This window comes from Bdellovibrionales bacterium, assembly GCA_041662785.1.
GTDB lineage: Bacteria > Pseudomonadota > Alphaproteobacteria > UBA9219 > UBA9219 > UBA8914.
The window spans coordinates 17,498-38,514 of record JBAZRW010000009.1; the positions used below are offsets into that span (position 1 = coordinate 17,498).

Consider the following 21,017-nt stretch of genomic DNA (forward strand, 5'->3'; position numbering starts at 1 on the left):
TCATCAACATAGATGGTTAATCAGGTACAAACAGACTCAAAAGCGTCTCTCAGTAGGGCTCTGCTCGACGTACGGCCTCTATAAAAGCTCGATTCGTTGATTATAAAGGGTTTTTTACAGTCAAAAAAAAGAGGGGATCCGGCGATCCCCTCTTATATTTTTTCCGCGTGTGTTGGGCGGATTGAGCCTAGGGCTTTACGGGACCAGCAGGCGCTTTCTCATGAGCCACGGGAACCGAGGCGGGCGAGTCAGCTGGCGTAGCCTCTTGATTAGGGAGAACGCCGATTTGCTTAAGGCGGTTGACAAGTTCTTTTGCCGTTGCATTGCCCTGTTCAGCTAATTGACGCGTTCCGACGACAAGGCCGCCAAATTGCGCGTTCAGCTTCTGGCTTTCGGCATAGGGCGTTTCCAGCTGCGCTGCTGTTTGCGTCAGGAAGGAACGATCACGCATAACTTGCGTTAGCTGAAAAACAAAAAACAGCGCCATCGTAAAGGCCATGACGGCCATGGGAAGCAAAAGGTTTTTGACCGTGAGTTGATCGTGTTTGGTGCTTGTCATGGCTTACTCCTCATTCTTTGGTGTTTTAGGCGCCTTGGGCGCGGCCTCGGCTTTTGCTGCCTTATCGGCTCCTTTTTCTGGGATAACAAATCCCTGCGATGTCAAAAGCTCGCGGATTTTTGCATCATTATTTTTGACAGAAGCCTCATACAAGGCGTTTGAAAGCTGTTGGTTCAACGGCAAAACTTTGGAGGCCGTGCTGATGGCCAATTGCTTTTGGTTGATGTCGTTTTGTCTAACCTGATTGCTGTTAATCATGCAGGCATTGGAAACGAACAAAAGGAAGGCCGCTCCAGTAGATAGCATGGTCACCCAGTAAAGGATTTTCTCTGTCATTTTTTCCTCTTTGGTCTGAGATTTGTTATGACCTTGATTCGCAAGGTCTCTTGATATGACAAGATAAGTCTTAATAAATAGTTGACCAATTGCGGGGTAGAATAAATGCGCAAGGAGAGCTCTTATGTTGAGAGCAGAAGAACATAACGTTTCGCGTGATGAACTGGCTCATTTTGGCAGGGAGACGCTTGCGTATATCAAGCCGTTCACCGTCAAAGGGCGCAAGTTTTATATTATCTGCTCGGCAGAAGGCTCACCGATTGGGATCGTGACGGACAGAGATTTGGCTTTTGCTGCCATCCGTCAAAACGATATGGATCCCGTGAGCGTGCATTAGAAGGCTGCTTTGCCTGAAAACTCTATTTGCGGGAAGAAAACAAAACGGGATCCCCGCTTTCGCGGGGATGACGCTAAAGGGGAATGCGGCCACAAAAAACACCGTCACTCCCGCGAAAGCGGGAGTCCCGTTTTCTTGTTTGCTTCTTTTTACCTTCAAAAGCGTTTTTCAGCAGGCTGTTAGTCTTTAAGGGAATCCCCTTGCAGAAACTCTATCGCTTTTTGTAAGCAGGCCTGATGATCGGGGGCGAAATCTTGCCCGCACCACCATGCTTCTGTCTTCTTTAAGGCTTGCCCTAGGCGCGGGCCAGCGGCATGACCCTGTTTCAGTAAATCCTCACCGCGCAAAGGAAAGGCTGGCTTTTTCCACGACTGGACTTGCGCCCATAGGACAGGCAGATCGTGCGGCTCTCCCCCCGCTGCGGCAAGAAGTAACGCGGCTTGAACAACTTCCTTTCCGTTCTCATAAAGCTTTTGGCGGAGGTCAAAAGCGGATAGAGGTGCGAGCAAAGCCGGCGCGAGAGATTCCAGTGCCAACAATCCATCTCGCTCGATGTTGGAAAGGCGGAAGCGCTTGGCCACAGAAGCCGCCGCGCCATGATCCAACAGAGCCGCCAGCCGCGTGATCGCATTAGCCGATATGGAAACGGATTTTTCCAACTCTATCAGATTATCCAGTTTTGACGTGTTTTTCCCCTCTGGCAGGATATAACCCATAACGCCCGCTTTTATCATGATTTGCAGCGCTAAAATGGGGGCTTCCGTGCGCAATAAGGCCGCCATTTCCTTCCAAAGGCGCTCACCCGATAGGGTGGTCAAATGACTGGCCTTCAGCTGGCAGGCCTCCAGCGCCTTATCATCCAGTTGCGCCGGCTGCTCTGGCGTAGAAAGCTGCGCGAGAAACCGGAAAGCACGCAGAATGCGCAAGGAATCCTCATCAATCCTTTGGGCCGGATCACCGATAAAGCGCACAAGACGTGCCGCCAAGTCCTCGCGCCCGTTGAAATAATCGACGATTTCGCCCGTTTCTTTTAAATAAAGCGCGTTAAAGGTGAAATCGCGCCGCGCCGCATCCTCCTGCCAATCGTCGGTATAGGCCACTGTCGCGTGCCGCCCGTCTGTTTGCAGATCACGTCTTAATGTCGTGATTTCGTACCCTTTATGATCGATGATGGCCGTGATTGTTCCATGGGCAAGCCCCGTTGGTACGACTTTGATCCCCGCCGCTGTCAGCGCTTTGATCACAGACTCTGGCGGTAAGGTTGTTGCGGCATCAATGTCTTGGGTGGCTTGTCCCATAAAAGCATCACGCACTGCGCCGCCAACGACCCGAATCTCGCCGCCCGCCGCCCTGATAGCCTTTTGGATAGGTAATAAGCCCTCGTCCCTCACCCAAGGGTTCTTATCAGGAGAAAGAAAAAGGGCGTTGTCATTCATTATTTGTTTCCACTTTTTTCATTCTTATTGTTTAGCGTTCTAAGGTAACAATCAATACCAATGAGCAGACAACATAAAAAGAAAAACAAGAAAACGGGATCCCCGCTTTCGCGGGGATGACGCTAATGGGGTGAATTTATACATAAACCCCGTCATGCCCGTGAAAACGGGCATCCCGTTTGGTTTCTTTTTTGTGAGTCACTTCATTAGTTTTGGTATCAATAGCCTAGTTTTCCCGCCATAAAGGTTCTTTTTCCCATGAATGAGTCCATTCCCCCGAACATCGATATCGGCGCTTTTTACAAGGCGCAAGATAAACTCACCGAAGTTTGCCGCGAGGTGAGCGGCTTTATCTTTGGTCAAAACGAAGTTGTTGAACATGCGCTGATCACCCTTTTGGCGGGTGGGCACATGCTTTTGGTGGGCGTTCCGGGCCTTGCCAAAACGCGGCTTGTCACTATTCTTTCTAAAACCATTGGCTTTGACACCAAGCGGATCCAATGCACGCCCGACCTTATGCCTTCCGATATTATCGGGGCTGAGGTGTTGGAAGAAGTCGATTATGGAAAACGGAATTTCCGTTTTGTTCAAGGCCCAATCTTTTGTCAGTTTTTGATGGTGGACGAAATCAACCGCGCTAGCCCGCGCACGCAATCCGCCCTGTTGCAAGCCATGCAAGAGCATAACGTGACGGTATCGGGCCGCGAATACGCCCTGCCCGCGCCGTTTCATGTTCTGGCAACGCAAAACCCGCTGGAGCAAGAGGGAACCTATCCCCTGCCCGAAGCGCAACTTGACCGTTTTTTGATGCAAATCAACATCGACTATCCCGACCTTAGCGCCGAGAGGAAGATCCTTCAGGCGACGATGGAAACGGCTCCGCCAACGCCTAAATCCATCATGTTCGCGAATGAGCTGCGCGAGATGCAGGGGCTTGTTCGCTCTCTACCGATCCCGCCGCCTTTGCTGGAGAAAATACTGATCTTTGTGCGCTTGGGGCGTCCCGATACGTCATCGCTCGATATTGTCAAACGCTATGTGTCATGGGGCCCTGGGCCTCGCGCGACGCAGGCTATGGCGCTTGCCATGCGTGCCCGCGCTCTCATGAAAGGCCGCGCCGAGCCGATCATGGAGGATTTGCTGGCCTTGGTGCGCCCCGTCATGATCCATCGTATGGCGCTCAATTATTCCGCGCGAACCGATAACGTAACGCTGGACAATGTCTTGCAAAGCATGATCGACGGGATGGAACAAGCAACCTGATGTCCTACGCTCTTTCCCTTGCCACCAAGACAAAAGCGCAAAGCCTCGCGCAGGCTCTTTTTTTGTCGCCGCAAGGTCGCCATCGGGTGAAGCCCACCGAGCGCATCTGGCGCTATCGCACCTATCAAGGTGGCGATTCTATCATCACGATAGACTGGCGGCAATCCGCCCGCAGCCGTGAGCTTGTCGTGCGCGAACATGAACCATTGAGTAGCCGCAAGGTTTTCTTTTGGGCACCGATGGAAACAACGCCTGCGTCTTTGCAAGAAAAGCTTGCGCTGCTTTTTCTATCGTTGGGAAGGCTTCTTATCCAAGGCGAACGCACCATCGGTTGGCTGGGGCTTGATCAGCCAGAAACCAACACCTCTAGTCAAGTCGATGCGTTGTTTGAGCGTGGATTTTCGGATAACGCCAACCTGCCCGCCCCTTGTTCCTTGCGATCAGCGATCTTGATTGTCGCGCTCGATTCATCGGCGATGACCAAGCCGTTTTACGATGCGCTGCGAACCTTTTCCGCGCAGGGCAACCAATGCCTATTGTTGGATATCAACGCCAAGGCCCATGAAGAATCCTCGGTTATCTACAGAAAGAGCTGGCCCGTTTTATCCATGGGGTCAGAGCGCCCGCTTGACGCCCTCCTCCCCCTTCTTTTGGATGAAATCATACGCCTAAGCCGCTAAAACGCCCTGTTTTATCGGGTAGTTATAATCTAACACCATGAAAGTAAATCCTTTTAATCGTTGCTTAAGCCTGCTGTGGTAGTTTGGTCTTTGTCGGATATCTTTAATATGTTCCAGCCGATGGCAAAACGAGGCGTCACAATGGCAAGCGAAAAACAAACCAGCTCCTCTTTCGAGATGACCGAAGCGCAAATGAAAACGCTTGTTCGTAATACCCTTATGGTGGCGGGACAAGAGATGGGCGCGGAGGGTGACCACTGGCCCGTGATCAAAAACACGATCACCGATGTGATGAATGATTGGAAAGAGTTGGAGATCGAGCGCAACGTTTTTGAGGAAACAAAAAAACACGCAGCCGAACAACTTTGCGAAATGGAGCGTATTTTCAAAACATGCTCACCGGAGGAGCAAAAGGAAATCAGGCCGATCCTTGATCAGCTGCAGGAAATCAACGATGCCTATTTCAGCGCTATCAAGGACGAAACGTTTCGCCCAGACGAATGCGAATTTCTTGCTGACGAGAACAAACCTATTCATATCAAACGAGCTGAATCCATTCTAAGTACATTGGAGGAAAACCATGAAGAATGATTTTACTACTGCCCTCTCCTCATTTTTTGGCTATGCCGGAGCGCGCGTTTTGCAAACAAGGCTGGCTCAAAAAACCTATGCCAATGCCGTTGTGCCGTTGGTCGTGGGGCTGGCAACAAAATCGCCCAAGATGGCGGCGGTGGCCTTTCAATTCCGTGAGCTTGTTGAAGCGTCTCTTTCGCCAGAATTTGACATCAAGGACTATAAAAAAGAGGCTACACGCTCAAACGCTGTGGGACACAAGGCTTCGATGACCCCCGCTTTTACGCGTGGCTAAAGATACCTCTTGCACTTCAAGCGTTGGTTTTCTGTAACAGAAAAAATAAGAAAACGGGATCCCCGCTTTCCCCCTACGCTGCTTCGCAGCTTCGGCGCGACAGGTCGCGGGGATGACGCTAAAGGGGACTATCGCCATAAAAAACACCGTCATGCCCGCGAAAGCGGGCATCCCGTTTGTTTTGTCCCTCTTGCTAACGCTTGAACTGTTTTGGGCATACTATCGGTTGATGCCAAAAAGGCCGGATCGTTTGATCCGGCCTTTTTTGTGCTGTTCTTATAAGAATATGTTCTGAATCTTGTTTCTCAAACAGGAGCGGGAGTTCCAATGTACTGAGAAAGGGTGTAGGTCGAGAAACTTCTTTCTCGTGTCGGCTCCATCAACGGTTTGGGGGAGAAGACTGAAGGAACCTTTACAAAGAGAAGATTGCCCTTGTTCTTATTTTTATTATACAGGTAGAGCTGTCCTTCTGATGTGTTATGGAAAACGCCGACGACAGAAGCACCTTCTGTTTTGGCATAATGCTGGGCAGCGTGGACATCATTCAACAATTGTTGCAGACCGAGGCAATCGGCAAAGTTGTTCACCTTGACCCCCGTACGCGACTGGTAATGTCCGACGATTTCTTTTTCTGTTGAGCCTGCTTTCAAAACTTCATTATAGATTGATCTATGGGCTTCCCCCAATGTTTGAAAAGCAGGAGGCAATGCTTGATTTTTGCCCGTCAGGTGATCCGTTGCAGCATTCATCGCCCCACAGGTACTGTGGTGGGAGTGGACAACGGGAACCTGCTCCAAACGCGCAATGGCGAGATAACGCAAGGCCGTTTCTGTTAACGCGCCCTCATTGTTCACAAGGGAATTGCCCGGAGCGCGCAAAACATAAAGCTCAAACCCATCGCTCCCCGGACGCCCAAGGATCAGATGAGCCGGCGTTCTGGAATCTGTGCATGAGCTGCTGCCCGCTTTCGTTAAACGAACATTGTTCAACCCGTCTCTTCTCTCTTTTGTTTTTAGATACAAGCCATAGCCAACGGATAAGGCATGAACCGTATTGTGCCAAGCCAAATGGTCTTCATTGCTCTCTGTCGTGCAAGGATGGTGGCCTGCCGTGTCCTTAAAGAAAGATTTCATCTTTGCTTTTATCTGGGCGGGGCTCCCTTCCTGATCCGGAACGGGAATAAATCGGTCTTCATGCGCTAAGTAAAGATAATGGGAGGCTGTGAAATCGCTTTGAAGAATCGGAACGATTTCTGGTTTCGGATCCTTATACTGGCAAGCGCCGACAAGATCCCACATAAGCGCCTGAGCGGCCATGGCCAGCTTAAACTTTTCAGCCTCGGTTTTAGCCTTGTCAAAATTGATTCCCTTGGCGGCATAAGAGTCAAAGCCTTTAATCTCAACTTCCCTGTATAAAACGTGACATTGCTTGGCATAATCCAAAAGGACAGAAGGTGTTCCTTCTAATTCTTTGGATAACGCCGGATTTTCGCCCCTGCTTATGGCCGAATGATAGGCATAAGTGATCTCTAACATCTTGCTGCTGTCGTTTTTGGAATGAACGATCTGCTTGATGCCCTTGGATTGGACAAGAGCAATAAACGCTTGAGCTTCAGGAACCATTTGTCCATCTGCGGCAAACCATTCAGAACCCGGTAAGCGAAGGACCAATGTTTCCCCGACCATCGTTTGACCGACAAAATACTTTTCATGGCCGTTGGCATTGCTGCCGCCGCTGTAGGCATAGTGAGGATTTTGTCCTTCCGTAAGACTGGCCCCTTCATTACGCGCTTTATATGATGCAAATTCTTTTTCGGTTTCTTTTTGTCCATGCAGCGCAGAAAACGCGATGGTGCGAAGATAGTCATCAACGCCAGAGGGATCGATTTGATCTAAAAAAGAATATATCTTCTCTTGAATCGCTGGGTCGTATTTTTCAATTTTTCTAATATAGTCCATCGTAAACCCCTTGCCCTACCATCAATCATTCATAACTAAATCCATTGTGAATGATGACATATTATCCTTTTTTTCTCGTTAATGCTGCAGTGCGAAAAGCCATATTTTTAGCAGAGTCGGCCTTAACTTGAGCGGACTTATATACCTCGTTTAGGAAAGCGCAAGAGGCAAAAATGCTTTCATAAAAGCAGAAATTTTTTCTGCTGTTAGCGGTTTGTTAAGGGGCGCGTGCCTAGGCAGAAAAGGAATCAATTCTGAGGCATGTCGTTTCTTTTTGTTAACCAAGATGGGGGGGGCAATGCCCTCTTTAAGGTTAAGCGCCTGCAACAATTTGTGATGACTTGAATGGTCGATTAGACTTGTGCTGATTTAACAAAAATGTTCCAATTAGCTTGTTATGATTTTCAATCTATAGGGGTATAAAATGCCGCATACGGCAACTGTTTCTGGAAGCGAATTGACCCTTGAAGCGGGTGAAGCCGTCAGAACCCAGCCCGTTGGGTTGGTTGGTGACGTGTATGTCGCGCAGACATCGCCAACGCTTGAGCGGACGAATGCTCACATTCCTCATCCTGTTCACAACTTAATTCACCAATTCCTTGTCTTTTTTAATAAGAAGAGCATGAAGCCCCATTTCGATTCTGTCAGTCGCAAGAAGGATCTTAGCAATCTGTCATCGGCTCATTTCGGCTACACCACGCCCTCCAACAAAGTTTCGAGTGCGAATGTTACGCTCAAAATCATGGGGAGAATGGTGGATCAAGCCAACTCATTCAACATGAGCCCAGAGGATAGAAAAACGTTTAATAAGTTGGCCAAGCAGTATAGAAAGCTGCAAAAAACAAAGAAGTATGCAGCTCTTAAAGCCTATACCCCAGCCCAGCAGGCTCCTAAGGCGGTCTTTTTCACAGGGCAACAGGCTGAACGGATCCATGAGAAGGTTGCCCCTGTAGAACGGCGTGGATTGAGCCGCAAAACAAACCACTATGCCGACCTTAATACCCTGCTTTTGGCCTCTATGATGGAGCCAACCCCGCCGATGCCCAAACGCGGCGCGGCGGACGATTATCATCACAAGATGGCCCTTACTTTCGGTTGAGCCTGACGTGTTAACCTGTTTTCTTAAAAAGACGCCTTCGGGCGTCTTTTTTTGTGCCTTTTTCGCTTGCATTCCTTTACAGCTGTGCGGTGGCTTGCTATAGGAGCCGCAAGCGTTTTGGGGCCAAGACTAAACGGCCCCGCTCCCTATCCGAAAAGGCTCAGCCCATGCCCGCGAACATCAAGCTTATTGCCGGCTCTAGCAATATTCCTCTGGCTACGGCCATCGCCCAGAATCTAGGGCTTCCTTTGGCTCAAACCAACTTCCGCCGCTTTGCGGATATGGAAATGTATGTCGAGATTATGGAGAACGTGCGCGGCGAGGACACCTTTATCATTCAGCCAACCTCGTTTCCAACCAATGACAGCCTGATGGAGCTTTTGATCACCATCGACGCCCTTAAAAGAAGCTCGGCCAAGCGCATTACCGCCGTCATCCCCTACTATGGCTATAGCCGTCAGGATCGCAAGTCGTCCCCGCGCTCGCCCATTACGGCGAAGCTTGTGGCTAACCTGATCACCGTGGCCGGAGCCAACCGTGTCTTGACGATGGATTTGCACGCAGGACAGATTCAAGGCTTTTTCGACATTCCTGTCGATAATCTTTACGCTTCGCCCGTTCTGGTGGCCGATATTCGCAACAATATGGCCATCCAAGGCAAAATGCCCAGCGACCTGACCATCGTCTCCCCCGATGTGGGCGGGGTTGTTCGCGCCCGCTCCTTGGCCAAGAAACTGGATGCCGACCTTGCCATCATCGACAAACGCCGCGAAAAGGCTGGCGAATCTGAGGTTATGAACATCATCGGCGACGTTCAGGGTCGCTACTGTATCCTTGTTGACGATATGGTTGATAGCGCAGGAACCCTTTGCAACGCCGCTGGAGCCATGATGGAGGCCGGTGCGAAAACAGTTGCAGCCTATTGCACGCATGGCGTATTCTCCGGCAAAGCCGTGGAGCGCATCGCCGCTTCGCAGCTTACCAATGTGACATGCACGGACTCGATTGCCGCGACGCCTGACGTTGCGGCTTCCACAAAGATCAGGCAGCTAAGCGTAGCGCCGCTTCTTGCCGAGGCCATTGCCCGCATCGGACAGGATCGTTCAGTTTCAAGTCTGTTTTGACAACAAAATAGACTGAATAAGGGTCGTTTTGACCCAACCAGCACCCCTGGAGGCTGGATAACTCGTTGCCAAAAGCAACAAACTACTGAGGAGTTCTACCATGACGCAAGTTGTTGTTCTTGCGGCTGTAGCGCGTGAAAGTGTCGGCAAGGGGACCGCACGCGCCGTACGCCGTAATAATATGATACCCGCCGTAATCTATGGCGATAAACAGCCGCCCTTGATGATCAGCATGGAAACAAAGCTGATGCTGAATTACGTCAATAAGGCCAAGTTCTTTACTCATCTTTTTGATATTGAGCTTAATGGCAAGAAACATCACGTTTTGCCCCGTGACGTTCAGTTTGACCCCGTCACGGATCGTCCCCTTCATGTGGACTTTCTGCGGGTTTCGGCCAACACGAAAGTGCGCGTTCAAGTTCCCGTTCACTTCACGAACATGGACAAGTCGCCCGGCATCAAGCGCGGTGGCACACTTAATATCGTTCATCACGAAATTGAAGTGCTTTGCCCCCCCAGCAAGATCCCCGAAGCCTTTGAGATCAATCTGGAAGGCTATGCCATCGGCGCAGCCGTTCACTTGAGCGCGATCAAGTTGTCTGAAGGGGTTACCTACACCTCGAAGGAAACGGACTACACGATCGCAGCTATCGCTGTTCCTTCAGCGCTGCGTGGCGAAGTTGAAGCGGCGGCCTCTACGGCGGCGGCAACGCCTGCGGCTGGTGGTAAGGCAGTGGCTGGTGGTAAGGCAGCCCCAGCGGCAGCAGCGGCGAAGGCCCCTGCTGGCAAGGCGGCTCCTGCTGCGGCAGCAAAGCCTGCTGGTAAGAAGTAAGGTTCAGCCTTATGGCTCAACCCACCAAAATGATAGTCGGCCTTGGTAACCCTGGGGCCGACTATTGTTTTAATCGGCATAATATCGGTTTTATGGCCGTGGATTGTTTGGCCGAGGCAGCGGATGCGAGTCCTTGGCAAAAGAAATATAAGGGTCTTATCGCGACGGGCAGCCTAAAGGACTTTTCCTGTCTGCTGCTTAAGCCTCAAACATACATGAACCTATCGGGCGAGTCCGTGGGCGAGGCCATGCGCTATTACAAGCTGGAGGCCCCTAACGTGATTGTCATTCATGACGACATTGCGCTTCAATCCGGCCAAGTCAAAATCAAACAAGGCGGCGGGCATGGCGGGCACAATGGCCTAAAATCCATGGATGCCCATATCGGTAAGGATTATTGGCGGATTCGTATCGGCGTTGGTCATCCGGGCGACCGCGAGGAAGTCACAGGGCACGTTCTGGGCAACTTCTCGAAGGCCGATAGGTTGTGGCTGGAGCCGTTATTGGCCACCCTGCCCAAGGCCTTTCCCTTGGCGCTGAAAGGCGATGCGGGCAGCTTTGTGCAAGCCTTGCTTCCGCTGCCAGAATCTGCCATCTAGAGCATAATCAAATTTGATTATAAACGCCCACAGGACGCGTTAATAACTTTTTTGGCTGGGTATGTGGCCAAGGACTCGAAATAACGCACCCACGCCCATCCTAAGCGCCGTGAGAGGCCTTTTAAAGGGACATTTCGCCCACATTATCGGAAACGCCCCTCAATTACCATTTTTGTATCGGATTTTAACCATAAAATCCTTTAAGAGCCTTCGACTTGTAACATATAGCTGATCGCAATATAAAGCGATTCAAACAAAGGGGATGCTGGCCTTCGCTGGCATGACGGGGTTTATGTTTAGTATTAAGCTTGTTCCGTCATTCCCGCGCCTTCGTCACGCCGCTCTTGCGGCGTTCGAAAAAAGGGAGGGAGCGGGCATCTCATTTTCTTTTTTTTCTTTGCGGGTCAGTTCATAGGCTCATTGGTATTATACCAACCGGAGCATGAAACGGCTCGTTGAACAAGAAACCAAACGGGATTCCCGCTTGCGCGGGAATGACAGGTTTTGTGTTTAATTTCATCCCTCTATCGTCATCCCCGCGAAAGCGGGGATCCAGTTTTCTTATTTTTTTAATAGGTCATTTCAAAAGGCGTTTGGTATTAGTTGTAGCCCGACACTTGGCATATCCCCTTATCAAAAGCCTCTTGAAGTGGATTGACAACGGGTAAACCATCAACCGTCTCCGTTGTCCTTGCCTTTCCTGTTGCTGTATCAAATGTGGTGGAGGATTTAACTTTATGCCCGCCGTCAACAAGTTTGAGATATTGTGAAACAGCTTTGCGAAACTCCACGTTAAAAGCACAATTTGCTTGGCCAGCATCAGGCATTTGTTCTGTCGTTAAACACTTGCCAGCTTTTTCACCAATAATGCTCTTTGATACCATATCGCCAGTCATTGGATGCTGGTATGAGCAGGAAAAAGGCGTACAGGTTTCAAGCATCGTGGGATAGCGAGAACAATCATTCGCCAGAACAACGCTCGAAAGAACCAAAAGAGAAAGCAAGCAGATTAAAAACAAAGATTTTCTCATAAACGGCGTCCCAAGTGAGTTGATGGTTGTCTATTAAACATCATACGCTGTTATCTAAATCATCGTTTCCGTTGAGAACAGAAATTTATTTCCTGTTCCTAATAATCACAAACCCCGTTTCTTTTCCAAAGAGGGAGGAAACAGCTTTTTCAATTTCGGTCAGAGAAACTGTGATACGTTGGCGATGATCATGATAAGGATCGATTACTGTTATGGTGTTCATTGATGGGGCAAAGCCTTCAATCAGGCCATCATGAACGTAATCACCTTCATGTTTGCTTTTATAGTTATCGTTCGCGTGAATATCATGGGCATGATACTCAATCCATACATCGTTATTAGCAGCAAGATGTTCCATAAGAAAAGCGCCAACATTGGGAATGGTCGAGTATTTATAGCCTTTGGCCTCAAGCGGTACAGAAATTTCATTGAAAAACGTATTAAAATCATCCGCAGACTCAACCGTCGATATACCTTCGTCAAGACCGGCTCTTGTCATGACCTGCATAGCGGCACTGAATGCGTGAGCGTCTTCGGTTGCAATCTTTACCCCAAAGCGGATAGCAAGCTGTTCTTGGTCAAATAAGCCCAATCCATTGCGATAGAGAACCATTTGCAGACAAGCGATGGCACAACAATGTGGTTTTTGGATCAGCGGAATATAGGTGGGATTGACCGCTATCATTCTAAATCATCGTTTCCGTTGAGAACAAGCTGCGGTGTTCTTTGACCGCAAAGCGATCCGTCATGCCCGCGATATAGTCGGCGATGATGCGCGCCTTAAAGGCGTCCTCAGACTCGCGCCCCCGTACCTTGGCGAACCATTCGTTGGGCAAACAGTCGGGCTTTTCCATCAGGAAGACAAACATATCCTGAACGATCTTTTCGGCCTTAGCACAGACGCGGTTGACGCGGCTGTGGCCGTACATCCTCTTTTTAAGGAAGTCACGGAGGACGCGCATATTCTGCTGCATGGCAAAGCTAAAGCAAACCGTAGGCTCCTTAGCCTTACGGACATCCGCCGCCGACTGCAGCTTAAGCCGCGAGATTGTCGCGCGCGTCGAGTCCAGCATATCCGTGATCATGGAGCCAATCACCTGACGCACCACGGCGTGCATGATGCGATCATTCTCGGCCGTTGGGTAGTGGCGCTTGATGTCTTCAAGGATCGGCCCAAAAAGCGGCAGCGTTTTGAGATCGTCAAAGCCAAAAAATCCGGCGCGGTAGCCATCGTCAATATCATGCGTGTTATAGGCAATGTCATCGGCCATCGCGGCGACTTGAGCCTCTGGCCCCGCGAAATGCTGCAGATCAAGATCGAGGAGGAGATTAAACTCGGCAATCGTGGCGGGGACCGGCTCGCTGGACTTTTCGGACATAAGAGGCCCGTTGTGTTTGACAACACCCTCCAGCGTCTCCCACGTCAGGTTGAGGCCGTCAAAATCGACGTAGCGATGCTCCATCTGCGTCAGAACGCGAAAGGTTTGCTCGTTGTGTGAGAAGCCGCCATAGGGCTTCATCAGCTCAGCCAGCGCCCACTCGCCCGCATGGCCAAAGCAAGTATGGCCAAGATCATGCGCCAAGGCCGTCGCGTCCGTCAGGTCTTCATTCAAGCCAAGGGTGCGAGAGACGGCACAGGCAATTTGCGCGACTTCCAGCGTGTGGGTGAGACGCGTGCGGTAATAGTCGCCTTCATTTTCAATGAAGACCTGCGTCTTGTTCCGCAGCTTGCGAAAACCCCCCGAATGGATGATGCGGTCGCGGTCGCGCTGGAACTCCGTGCGCGTCTCGCTGGGGGCTTCGGAGATCAGCCTACCACGGGTTTCTTCCGCCTTGGTGGCATAGGGGGCAAGCTCACGGCTGCCATCTTGCATGTATTTTGTCATAGGCGCAGATTAGCGTTAATGGCTCCTTTTGACTAGAGGCAAAAATGCGCATTGCGACATGGAATGTGAACTCGGTTCGGGCGCGGCTGGTGAACATCACCAGCTGGCTAGAGGCCGCACATCCCGATGTCTTGCTGCTGCAGGAAATCAAGTGCGAGGGGTCCGCCTTTCCACGCTTTGAGTTTGAGGCTCTGGGCTATCAGTGTCACGTCGTCGGTCAGAAAAGCTATAACGGCGTTGCGCTACTCTCCCTCCATCCGGCCACGAAGGTACTGGACACCCTGCCCCTTCTATCGCCTAACGATCCGGTGGACGCGCAGGCGCGGTATATTGAGGCAACAGTGATGGGCGTGCGTATCGCCTCGCTTTATTTGCCCAATGGCAACCCCGTCGGTACGGAGAAATACGATTTTAAGCTGGCGTGGATGAAGAGGCTTAAGGCGCACTGCGCCAAGAGGCTGGCCACCGAAACGCCGTTCGTCCTAGGCGGCGATTTCAATGTGATCCCCGAAGAGCTGGATGTTTATGACCCCAAGGGCTGGGAGGGCGACGCCCTCTTCCAGCCGCGCACCCGCGCCGCGTATCGCGAGATTTTGAACCTAGGGATCACCGAGGCTTTCCGCGCTTTGCACCCGACCGAGCAGGCCTATAGCTTTTGGGATTATCAGGCGGGCGCGTGGCAGCGTGATCTAGGCCTTCGCATCGACCATTTCTTCTTATCCCCTGAAATGGCCGACCGCCTGATCGCTTGCGATATTGACCGCGAGCCGCGCGGCAAGGAAAAAGCCTCTGACCACACACCCGTGGTGCTGACGGTGGGATAGGCTTGGAAAGCCGGTGCGTTCGCCTTTAATAGCCCCCCCACTGGCGTCATTGCGAGCGGAGCGAAGCAATCCAGCTGCGCGGCGTCCGCCGCGCAAGAGACTCTTATGCCGCGCGGACGCGCGGCAGCTGGATCGCCACGCTTCGCCCCCGCTTTTGCGAGGGCTCCGCTCGCGATGACGGACTTTTATTTGAGCGTTTTTCATAGGATGGTTGGTATAAGACAAAAAAAGGGGGAGAGCTTTCGCCCTCCCCCTGAAACCTGAATGCCGAATGCTATCTTAAGCGGCCTTCTTTTCTTTTTCCTTGGTCAGGACGCCTTCAAGCTTAGCGGTCGCCTTGATCTGGTCGATCTTTTCAACGGCAGCAAGCTCACGCGACAAACGCTCAAGCGCAGCTTGATAGATTTGACGTTCGCTGTAGGAATGTTCGGGTTGATCCACGCCGCGGTGCAAGTCGCGCACAACTTCCGCAATGGATACGGGATCGCCAGAGTTGATCTTTGATTCATATTCCTGCGCGCGGCGGCTCCACATCACGCGGCGAACCTTGGACTTGCCTTGCAGCGTCGAAAGAGCCTCTTTAATGCGATCACGCGAGCTAAGGCGGCGAAGGCCAGATGTTTTGGCCTTGGCGACAGGAACCTTAAGACGCATGCGGTCTTGTTCAAACATAATGGAATAAAGAGAAACGCTTTCCCCTGCGACGTCAAACGTATCAACCCCTTCAACGCGCCCTACGCCATGGGCGGGATACACAACGAAATCACCTTTTTTGAATTCAAGCTTCTCGGTCATGTTTTGATGGCTCCCTATGTTTAAATAGTGCTGAAACTTCCTTTTACATCCCAAACATGGCAAAATAACGATATAGAGACCAATCACCAATTGACAGGCGAGGCGATACCCATTTTTGCTTCCGTTGCTATTATGTATACCATTTTTTAGTGATTATTACAAAACTTTCACATAAGAAAATTACAGATTGTTATTTATCAATGGGTTGTTGGTATCTCACATTAACCAAAACGGATCGATTTGGTTAATGTGCCATATTTTCTGCGTGACAAAGGGAAAGTTAGAAGGCAGGAGCGAATGCTGATTCGTCAGCCGTTTCCATTACCCAAGCCGATGTATCTGAAAATAAGGTCTGCAGGAGTGCGTTATTCATCGCATGCCCTGGCAGAACCCCCTTATAATGGCCACGGATGGGAGCCCCCGCCAGAGCCAGATCGCCCACAGCATCCAATGTTTTATGGCGGACGAACTCATCGCCATAGCGTAGGCCGCCTTCGTTCATCACACGGTCGCCATCAATGACGATGGCGTTATCCAAAGAGCCGCCACGCATTAATCCAACCTTGGTCATCGCCTCAACATCCTTCAAAAAGCCAAAGGTGCGGGCGCGGCTGATTTGAGCCTTAAAGGCCTGCCGCGATAATGTCAGGTTATGGTCCTGCGTGCCAATCAGCGCGTTGTCAAAGGCGATTTGAACGCTGAATTGCGCCTCATCAGAGGGCGTTAAGGAAACACTCTTGCCGTTCAAAGAAAACTCAACAGGCTTAATAATGACGATTTCACGACGCAACGCGTTTTGTTCCTTCACGCCCGCCATTTCGATTAGAAACACGAACGCATCGGCGCTGCCGTCCATAACGGGGACTTCGGGGCCATCGACTTCAACAATAGCGTTATCGACTTCGGCGGCGCTAAGCGCGGCCATCAGATGCTCAATCGTCGCAACCTTGCCACCATGATCGTTGCCAATCACGGTGCAGAGACGTGTATCAATGACATTGTCCCACAAGGCGCGGATAGAGCGTGCGCCATTCTTCAAATCGGTACGGATAAAGACGATGCCCGTATCAGGCTCGGCAGGCAGAAGGCGAAGCGTCACCTTCTCACCAGAATGAACGCCCACGCCGGAACACTGGGCCACACCGCGCAAGGTTTTCTGCCGCGCAGCCGTGTTTGCCGCGCAGGCCGAGGCCATAAGGCCTTGCGGTAGCACAGGGGCGAATTGGGAAATCTCTGTAGAAAAAGGAGGCATAAGGGCAACCACGATTACGCTGTTAACATGGTTGATTATGTAGCTCATTCACTTGCTTATAGAAAATCAAGTGTGATTACGCTTTGTTACAGGTCGCACCCTATTGATAAAAAACAAGGTTCGTTCTGTCGTTTGTTGGCCAGTTCCTATGGCTCAGAATGTATTTTTCCGTTTCTTCGTTGTGACATAGGGATATTTGTTTTATAGTTAACGCTTCTCGTTCTACCACCCTAATAAAGGAGACTCACATGAGAAAGTTTCTATTTTTAGCCGTGCTCCTCTGTTTATCGTCACCTGTTATGGCCAAAGGCGGCGGCGGGGGCGGTTCTGCTGGCGGCGGTCATACTGTTCAGCACCCAACGCTCACTATGGACAATGATGAAGGGCAACATCGAACCCGAACACAGAGCCAAACGGGTGAAGAGGCCGGTTCTGAAGATCATTTGCGAACACAAAATCGCGACCAACTTAAAACAATGGATCAGGATCAGCTTAAAACTATGGATCAGGATCAATTGAAAACGCGGGATAGAGATCGTATCCATCAGTAAAAAAAACGGGACGCCCATGCTTTGTGTGCGTCCCGTTTGATGAGAGCAGAGAATTATTATTTCAATGGTGTCCCCTAGGGGATGATTCTGGGCACTGGGAAATCAAGGTCGAAATGATTGACTAATCGTAAGAAAGATAGATTGTCGTTAACCTGTTGGGCCGCCGCCAATAGAACCATTTGTCGCTGTAGGGATGACTTTTCTTCCCATGCTCCTAACCGGCCCAGCCTCGGACGTGTCGGATAGATTTTCAACAACTCGGTGCAGCCGTCTGTTAATCTCGTTATGCAGGCCACACGAATCCCAGCTTTTCTGGCCAACGACAAAAGTTTCTCGGTTAAACGGAACAGGTCGCATAACAAACTTTGTGTAGCTTCGTCCCTCTTGGCCTGTTGGCAGAACAACTCCTTCTTCTCCGACATACCCTGTTGCTCTAAGCCAGCGCATGTCTCCGGCGGCAACAAGTTGCTTGTCTTCTGCGGAAACAGCCTGGGTTGCCTCGATAGCCTTTGCAGAAACATATACGCCATCGGGACCATAGAACGCCTGTTTCCTCGGCTCATATCCAGAATAAGTTTCCGAGGTTTGGGGTCCCATAATTTCTCCCCAAGGACGCAGTTTTTCTGTAGGAGATAAGTCTATAGGCTCCAGTCCGCGTGTTATCTTTACATAACGAGCGTACTGGTTATTATCCATTTTCACAATAACGGTATCATCACCGTAGGTTTTGCCTAGTTGCACGGTTACGTCGGCCTGTATGCCTCCTCTGCGCAAGCCTTCCGCTACCGACGCTTGGTAGCTTGCCAACTTTTCATATTTCGAGAAGCGATCATTGCCATTTCCGCCAACACGAAGACGAGCCCCTACTGCATTTTCGTCCGTGGGCATCCACTTATTAGACAGCCAGTTAAAGGCGTAATTTACCGAGTTTGTAATGTTCACACTGGGATTAGCTGGCGGCGTAAACTTTTCGGAAGGATGCCTTTCTGTATTGCTTATAAATTCGTCTTGTTCGTGCAAAATAGAGGTGCCCGCTAAATGGCACGAGCCATAAAACCCCTTAAAGAACACAATTCTATCAATAAGCTTTTGCGCCACAGGTTCCTGTCCGTTCAATTTCTCGCGATAGGCGCAGAACCGAAGGAGGTCTTGCATTTCGATTAAAGAAGGAACCAGTTTCCCCGACCAATAGTCCTGCGGGTCACGGCTTTGTTCGCTATCAATGTCTTGCTTTAGAAAATATCCGAAGGAATAGTCGCTAATGCGTTCAATAATATTCGGATAGCCATATTCTTTAATCAGCTTGTGTTCCTCGGTGCTTAACTGTTGCCACGCGTCGCGTTGGTCTTCAGCGCGAGCTTCATAAGCCTTCAAAAGCGTTTCAAACTGAGCTAATTCCTTTTCGGAAGGCTTTTGCACGGATAGCCAATTCGCGGCTAATTCGTTGTGCGCTTTGCCAACATTCTGGCTTTGCACATACGCGGCAACATCGCGCAAAACAGAGGCAATCTCTTTTTGGTCAATACCATTCCTATCAGCCATAGTGTAAATCTCCTAAAAAACGATCTAGCCGAAGCGTTCGGTGGCAATAAAGCGCTTACATTATACAACAGAAAGAATGAAAGTAATTTACTATTTTGCTATATGAATCAATTGTTAACACTGTTACCGCCGCCCTGCTATTGCCGTTTGAGAGCTTGCGCCGACGTTTCCCCTCTTTCACGGATGAAAATGCGGACTATGTGTTGCCGATGGCGTCTCTTGCCGGAGATGGAACCGCCTATCGCGAGGAATTGCTTTCCCTCGGTTTGCGCCTTGCCCCCAATGGCAATAAGCTGCTGCACAGCTATATCATTATGGCGAATCCCAAAGCGCGCGGTGTGTGCGTTCAAAAAACGGGCTGGCATAATGGCTGCTATGTCTTACCGCAACGCGTCTATGGACAAAAATCCGGCGAACGAATTGTCTTGCAGCAAACGAGGGCAACCAAGAGTCATGTGTCGCGCGGCACGTTGCAGGAATGGCAACAGAGCATCGGGCGGCTTTGCGTTGGAAATAGCCGACTTGTCTTTGTCGTTTGCGTCGCGTTGACTGGCCCGCTTCTCGAACCCTTGGGCGAAGAAAACTTTGGTTGCCACGGCGAGGGGGATCGTCCATAGGCAAGAGCACCCTATTGATCGTTTCTGCCTCCGTGTGGGGCGCGACGCTTCAAAGCTGGCGCACGACTGATAGCCGCCGTTGGTGAACTTGCCATTGCCTCCGGCCTATTGCCGTGGCTCGAAGGGGAAGCGGAGAACGCCTGCATGCGTCTGTTTACCGACTGGCTGGTGGCGCGTGGTGGCACGCAAGCGCACGAAGGCAAAGACGCTGAGAAAAATCTGAAAGCGTTTATTTCAGAGCATGGCAGTTCCCGTTTTGAGGTGTGGCAAGAAAAGACCGACAACAACAGCATTGTTGACCGGAAAATCATACAACGCGCCGGATTCAAGCGCATGACTGCTTACGAGGAGTGGGAATACTTCATCCTGCCTCCCGTCTTTGAAAAGGAGGTTATTGGCAGTCTGAACAAGAATCTGGTCAAGGGATACCTTGCCCAGCGAGGACTTATGGCCGACAGCCGGAATAAAGCGGAGATTCTTATAATCCGAAGAAAGCCGCATGCAAGCGTCCAACTTATGCCCCAACCCGTCAACGGCGAGCTTGCAGACCTTTTCAGGGTTCACCTTGTTAAGAGGAATAAGCCATGTGTTGAACGCCGTACAGCCTCCACCGAAACTTTGTGGAAGTGAGGAAACCAACGGCGCGGGTGTCATAGGCGAAATGATCATAAATAAAGCACACTCCTGTGTTGCATAAACAACAACCCCATCTAAAAAACCCGTAATTTTAACTTTACGTTAACTACACAATTGTATGGTGCGAATGTTCGGTGGTATGTTGTTCGCACTTCTATCGTATGTCGAATCTTCCGGTAGCATCCAACTGTATGTTTTATATAGGATTCCGCCAAGGATCGAGCCTTAATCCCTATTCCCCTTTCTGGAGGAAATCATGAAGATCAATAAAAAGTACCTTGCTCTTGCCTTTGTGGCCTCTCTTTTGGCCTCAGGTGGAGCTTATGCAGCAACACAGTCTGTTACAGCCAACATGTCTTTTGACTCGCTGCTAACGCTGACTAAAAACAACGATATTAGTTTTGGTACCGTTGGTGCGTTAACGGCTGGCACTTATGTCATCAGCACGGCGGGCGTTGTAACGCCTTCAGGTGGTGGCGTTGTCGTCGGCGGCACACCGGTTTCTGGCCAGATCACCATCACTGGTTCTGCCTCGCAAACCGTATCCATCAGCACGGGAACTTATACCACGAACAATGGTGTAACCCCATCGGCCGCGACCTGCTCCTATAACGCAGGAGCTTCTACGGCTTGCGACACGCCTCTTACTGGATTGGCTGCGCCGACAGGCGTTGGCAAAATCCTGCGGCTTGGCGTAACTGCGGCTGTTGACGGCACACAGGCTGCTAATACAGCTGCTGCTCCAACGTTTGTCGTTACGGTTGTCTACGGTTAAGCTTTTCGACCCACAGG

24 protein-coding genes are annotated in these 21,017 nt (G+C 50.5%); 14 read left to right on the plus strand and 10 right to left on the minus strand.

Annotation, left to right across the window (positions count from 1 at the left end; all coding sequences use genetic code 11):
* Window positions 1–187: 187 nt before the first annotated feature.
* Together WC612_06890 and WC612_06895 are read right to left on the minus strand one after the other, a co-directional pair.
* Window positions 188–559, minus strand: a complete 372-nt coding sequence (locus tag WC612_06890) for a hypothetical protein (protein MFA6280499.1) — start codon at window positions 557–559, stop codon at window positions 188–190.
* Window positions 560–562: 3 nt separating this feature from the next.
* Window positions 563–895 carry a hypothetical protein gene (locus tag WC612_06895; GenBank protein MFA6280500.1) on the minus strand — a complete coding sequence of 111 codons (333 nt, stop codon included), beginning with the start codon at window positions 893–895 and terminating at the stop codon, window positions 563–565.
* A 124-nt stretch (window positions 896–1,019) separates the two neighbouring features.
* On the opposite strand from WC612_06895, the gene WC612_06900 reads away from it, so the two are divergent.
* A complete protein-coding gene (locus WC612_06900; GenBank protein MFA6280501.1) occupies window positions 1,020–1,232 on the plus strand; it encodes a DUF1150 family protein in 213 nt (70 codons plus the stop codon).
* A gap of 179 nt (window positions 1,233–1,411) precedes the next feature.
* Here WC612_06900 and WC612_06905 read toward each other — a convergent pair whose 3' ends face one another.
* Window positions 1,412–2,668, minus strand: coding sequence for a CCA tRNA nucleotidyltransferase (locus WC612_06905; protein MFA6280502.1), 1,257 nt, complete (start codon window positions 2,666–2,668; stop codon window positions 1,412–1,414).
* 258 nt (window positions 2,669–2,926) lie between these two features.
* Between WC612_06905 and WC612_06910 the strand changes: the two genes are divergently transcribed.
* The 4 genes from WC612_06910 (at window position 2,927) to WC612_06925 (ending at window position 5,479) form a co-directional block, all read left to right on the plus strand.
* Window positions 2,927–3,931 (plus strand): AAA family ATPase, encoded by a 1,005-nt coding sequence (locus WC612_06910; GenBank protein ID MFA6280503.1) that lies wholly within the window; start codon window positions 2,927–2,929, stop codon window positions 3,929–3,931.
* Entirely contained in the window at window positions 3,931–4,611 is a 681-nt protein-coding gene (locus tag WC612_06915) for a DUF58 domain-containing protein (GenBank protein MFA6280504.1), read from the plus strand. Before WC612_06910 ends, WC612_06915 begins: the two co-directional genes overlap by 1 nt.
* A gap of 141 nt (window positions 4,612–4,752) precedes the next feature.
* Window positions 4,753–5,202 (plus strand): hypothetical protein, encoded by a 450-nt coding sequence (locus WC612_06920; GenBank protein MFA6280505.1) that lies wholly within the window; start codon window positions 4,753–4,755, stop codon window positions 5,200–5,202.
* A complete protein-coding gene (locus tag WC612_06925) occupies window positions 5,192–5,479 on the plus strand; it encodes a hypothetical protein (protein ID MFA6280506.1) in 288 nt (95 codons plus the stop codon). The genes WC612_06920 and WC612_06925 overlap by 11 nt, the downstream gene beginning before the upstream one ends.
* Window positions 5,480–5,784: 305 nt before the next feature.
* On the opposite strand, the gene WC612_06930 is transcribed toward WC612_06925, so the two are convergent.
* Window positions 5,785–7,437, minus strand: coding sequence for a carbonic anhydrase (locus WC612_06930; GenBank protein ID MFA6280507.1), 1,653 nt, complete (start codon window positions 7,435–7,437; stop codon window positions 5,785–5,787).
* A 424-nt stretch (window positions 7,438–7,861) separates the two neighbouring features.
* On the opposite strand from WC612_06930, the gene WC612_06935 reads away from it, so the two are divergent.
* The 4 genes from WC612_06935 to pth all read left to right on the plus strand — a co-directional run bounded on the left by WC612_06935 (window position 7,862) and on the right by pth (window position 11,091).
* Entirely contained in the window at window positions 7,862–8,536 is a 675-nt protein-coding gene (locus WC612_06935; GenBank protein MFA6280508.1) for a hypothetical protein, read from the plus strand.
* 167 nt (window positions 8,537–8,703) lie between these two features.
* Window positions 8,704–9,660, plus strand: a complete 957-nt coding sequence (locus tag WC612_06940; protein MFA6280509.1) for a ribose-phosphate pyrophosphokinase — start codon at window positions 8,704–8,706, stop codon at window positions 9,658–9,660.
* A 100-nt stretch (window positions 9,661–9,760) separates the two neighbouring features.
* A complete protein-coding gene (locus tag WC612_06945; protein ID MFA6280510.1) occupies window positions 9,761–10,492 on the plus strand; it encodes a 50S ribosomal protein L25/general stress protein Ctc in 732 nt (243 codons plus the stop codon).
* A gap of 11 nt (window positions 10,493–10,503) precedes the next feature.
* The gene (pth, locus tag WC612_06950) at window positions 10,504–11,091 is read left to right on the plus strand and encodes an aminoacyl-tRNA hydrolase (GenBank protein ID MFA6280511.1); all 588 of its coding nucleotides are present in this window, start codon (window positions 10,504–10,506) and stop codon (window positions 11,089–11,091) included.
* Window positions 11,092–11,690: 599 nt separating this feature from the next.
* On the opposite strand, the gene WC612_06955 is transcribed toward pth, so the two are convergent.
* From WC612_06955 to WC612_06965, 3 genes are all read right to left on the minus strand, one after another.
* Window positions 11,691–12,122, minus strand: a complete 432-nt coding sequence (locus tag WC612_06955; protein MFA6280512.1) for a hypothetical protein — start codon at window positions 12,120–12,122, stop codon at window positions 11,691–11,693.
* 85 nt (window positions 12,123–12,207) lie between these two features.
* Entirely contained in the window at window positions 12,208–12,807 is a 600-nt protein-coding gene (locus tag WC612_06960) for a hypothetical protein (GenBank protein ID MFA6280513.1), read from the minus strand.
* Window position 12,808: 1 nt separating this feature from the next.
* Window positions 12,809–14,008 carry a deoxyguanosinetriphosphate triphosphohydrolase gene (locus WC612_06965; GenBank protein MFA6280514.1) on the minus strand — a complete coding sequence of 400 codons (1,200 nt, stop codon included), beginning with the start codon at window positions 14,006–14,008 and terminating at the stop codon, window positions 12,809–12,811.
* A 44-nt stretch (window positions 14,009–14,052) separates the two neighbouring features.
* Between WC612_06965 and xth the strand changes: the two genes are divergently transcribed.
* Window positions 14,053–14,832, plus strand: a complete 780-nt coding sequence (gene xth, locus WC612_06970; protein MFA6280515.1) for an exodeoxyribonuclease III — start codon at window positions 14,053–14,055, stop codon at window positions 14,830–14,832.
* Between the two features lie 279 nt (window positions 14,833–15,111).
* Here the strand turns inward: xth and WC612_06975 are convergent, their stop codons facing one another.
* A complete protein-coding gene (locus WC612_06975; protein ID MFA6280516.1) occupies window positions 15,112–15,627 on the minus strand; it encodes a CarD family transcriptional regulator in 516 nt (171 codons plus the stop codon).
* 280 nt (window positions 15,628–15,907) lie between these two features.
* Window positions 15,908–16,927, minus strand: coding sequence for a UDP-3-O-acyl-N-acetylglucosamine deacetylase (gene lpxC, locus WC612_06980; GenBank protein ID MFA6280517.1), 1,020 nt, complete (start codon window positions 16,925–16,927; stop codon window positions 15,908–15,910).
* A 200-nt stretch (window positions 16,928–17,127) separates the two neighbouring features.
* Between lpxC and WC612_06985 the strand changes: the two genes are divergently transcribed.
* Window positions 17,128–17,430 (plus strand): hypothetical protein, encoded by a 303-nt coding sequence (locus tag WC612_06985; GenBank protein ID MFA6280518.1) that lies wholly within the window; start codon window positions 17,128–17,130, stop codon window positions 17,428–17,430.
* A 147-nt stretch (window positions 17,431–17,577) separates the two neighbouring features.
* On the opposite strand, the gene WC612_06990 is transcribed toward WC612_06985, so the two are convergent.
* Window positions 17,578–18,972: a hypothetical protein gene (locus WC612_06990; GenBank protein ID MFA6280519.1), complete on the minus strand. Its 1,395-nt coding sequence runs from the start codon at window positions 18,970–18,972 to the stop codon at window positions 17,578–17,580.
* A gap of 95 nt (window positions 18,973–19,067) precedes the next feature.
* Between WC612_06990 and WC612_06995 the strand changes: the two genes are divergently transcribed.
* From WC612_06995 to WC612_07005, 3 genes are all read left to right on the plus strand, one after another.
* The gene (locus WC612_06995; GenBank protein ID MFA6280520.1) at window positions 19,068–19,589 is read left to right on the plus strand and encodes a DUF927 domain-containing protein; all 522 of its coding nucleotides are present in this window, start codon (window positions 19,068–19,070) and stop codon (window positions 19,587–19,589) included.
* Window positions 19,590–19,733: 144 nt separating this feature from the next.
* On the plus strand, window positions 19,734–20,219 hold the full coding sequence (locus WC612_07000; GenBank protein MFA6280521.1) for a hypothetical protein: 486 nt from the start codon (window positions 19,734–19,736) through the stop codon (window positions 20,217–20,219).
* A 262-nt stretch (window positions 20,220–20,481) separates the two neighbouring features.
* Entirely contained in the window at window positions 20,482–21,000 is a 519-nt protein-coding gene (locus WC612_07005; protein MFA6280522.1) for a DUF4402 domain-containing protein, read from the plus strand.
* The last annotated feature ends 17 nt before the right edge of the window (window positions 21,001–21,017 follow it).

Coding starts and splice junctions, on each gene's coding strand:
- WC612_06890 (MFA6280499.1), bottom strand. CDS start 559: ATGACAAGCACCAAACACGATCAACTCACGGTCAAAAACCTTTTGCTT.
- WC612_06895 (MFA6280500.1), bottom strand. CDS start 895: ATGACAGAGAAAATCCTTTACTGGGTGACCATGCTATCTACTGGAGCG.
- WC612_06900 (MFA6280501.1), top strand. CDS start 1,020: ATGTTGAGAGCAGAAGAACATAACGTTTCGCGTGATGAACTGGCTCAT.
- WC612_06905 (MFA6280502.1), bottom strand. CDS start 2,668: ATGAATGACAACGCCCTTTTTCTTTCTCCTGATAAGAACCCTTGGGTG.
- WC612_06910 (MFA6280503.1), top strand. CDS start 2,927: ATGAATGAGTCCATTCCCCCGAACATCGATATCGGCGCTTTTTACAAG.
- WC612_06915 (MFA6280504.1), top strand. CDS start 3,931: ATGTCCTACGCTCTTTCCCTTGCCACCAAGACAAAAGCGCAAAGCCTC.
- WC612_06920 (MFA6280505.1), top strand. CDS start 4,753: ATGGCAAGCGAAAAACAAACCAGCTCCTCTTTCGAGATGACCGAAGCG.
- WC612_06925 (MFA6280506.1), top strand. CDS start 5,192: ATGAAGAATGATTTTACTACTGCCCTCTCCTCATTTTTTGGCTATGCC.
- WC612_06930 (MFA6280507.1), bottom strand. CDS start 7,437: ATGGACTATATTAGAAAAATTGAAAAATACGACCCAGCGATTCAAGAG.
- WC612_06935 (MFA6280508.1), top strand. CDS start 7,862: ATGCCGCATACGGCAACTGTTTCTGGAAGCGAATTGACCCTTGAAGCG.
- WC612_06940 (MFA6280509.1), top strand. CDS start 8,704: ATGCCCGCGAACATCAAGCTTATTGCCGGCTCTAGCAATATTCCTCTG.
- WC612_06945 (MFA6280510.1), top strand. CDS start 9,761: ATGACGCAAGTTGTTGTTCTTGCGGCTGTAGCGCGTGAAAGTGTCGGC.
- pth (MFA6280511.1), top strand. CDS start 10,504: ATGGCTCAACCCACCAAAATGATAGTCGGCCTTGGTAACCCTGGGGCC.
- WC612_06955 (MFA6280512.1), bottom strand. CDS start 12,122: ATGAGAAAATCTTTGTTTTTAATCTGCTTGCTTTCTCTTTTGGTTCTT.
- WC612_06960 (MFA6280513.1), bottom strand. CDS start 12,807: ATGATAGCGGTCAATCCCACCTATATTCCGCTGATCCAAAAACCACAT.
- WC612_06965 (MFA6280514.1), bottom strand. CDS start 14,008: ATGACAAAATACATGCAAGATGGCAGCCGTGAGCTTGCCCCCTATGCC.
- xth (MFA6280515.1), top strand. CDS start 14,053: ATGCGCATTGCGACATGGAATGTGAACTCGGTTCGGGCGCGGCTGGTG.
- WC612_06975 (MFA6280516.1), bottom strand. CDS start 15,627: ATGACCGAGAAGCTTGAATTCAAAAAAGGTGATTTCGTTGTGTATCCC.
- lpxC (MFA6280517.1), bottom strand. CDS start 16,927: ATGAGCTACATAATCAACCATGTTAACAGCGTAATCGTGGTTGCCCTT.
- WC612_06985 (MFA6280518.1), top strand. CDS start 17,128: ATGAGAAAGTTTCTATTTTTAGCCGTGCTCCTCTGTTTATCGTCACCT.
- WC612_06990 (MFA6280519.1), bottom strand. CDS start 18,972: ATGGCTGATAGGAATGGTATTGACCAAAAAGAGATTGCCTCTGTTTTG.
- WC612_07000 (MFA6280521.1), top strand. CDS start 19,734: ATGCGTCTGTTTACCGACTGGCTGGTGGCGCGTGGTGGCACGCAAGCG.
- WC612_07005 (MFA6280522.1), top strand. CDS start 20,482: ATGAAGATCAATAAAAAGTACCTTGCTCTTGCCTTTGTGGCCTCTCTT.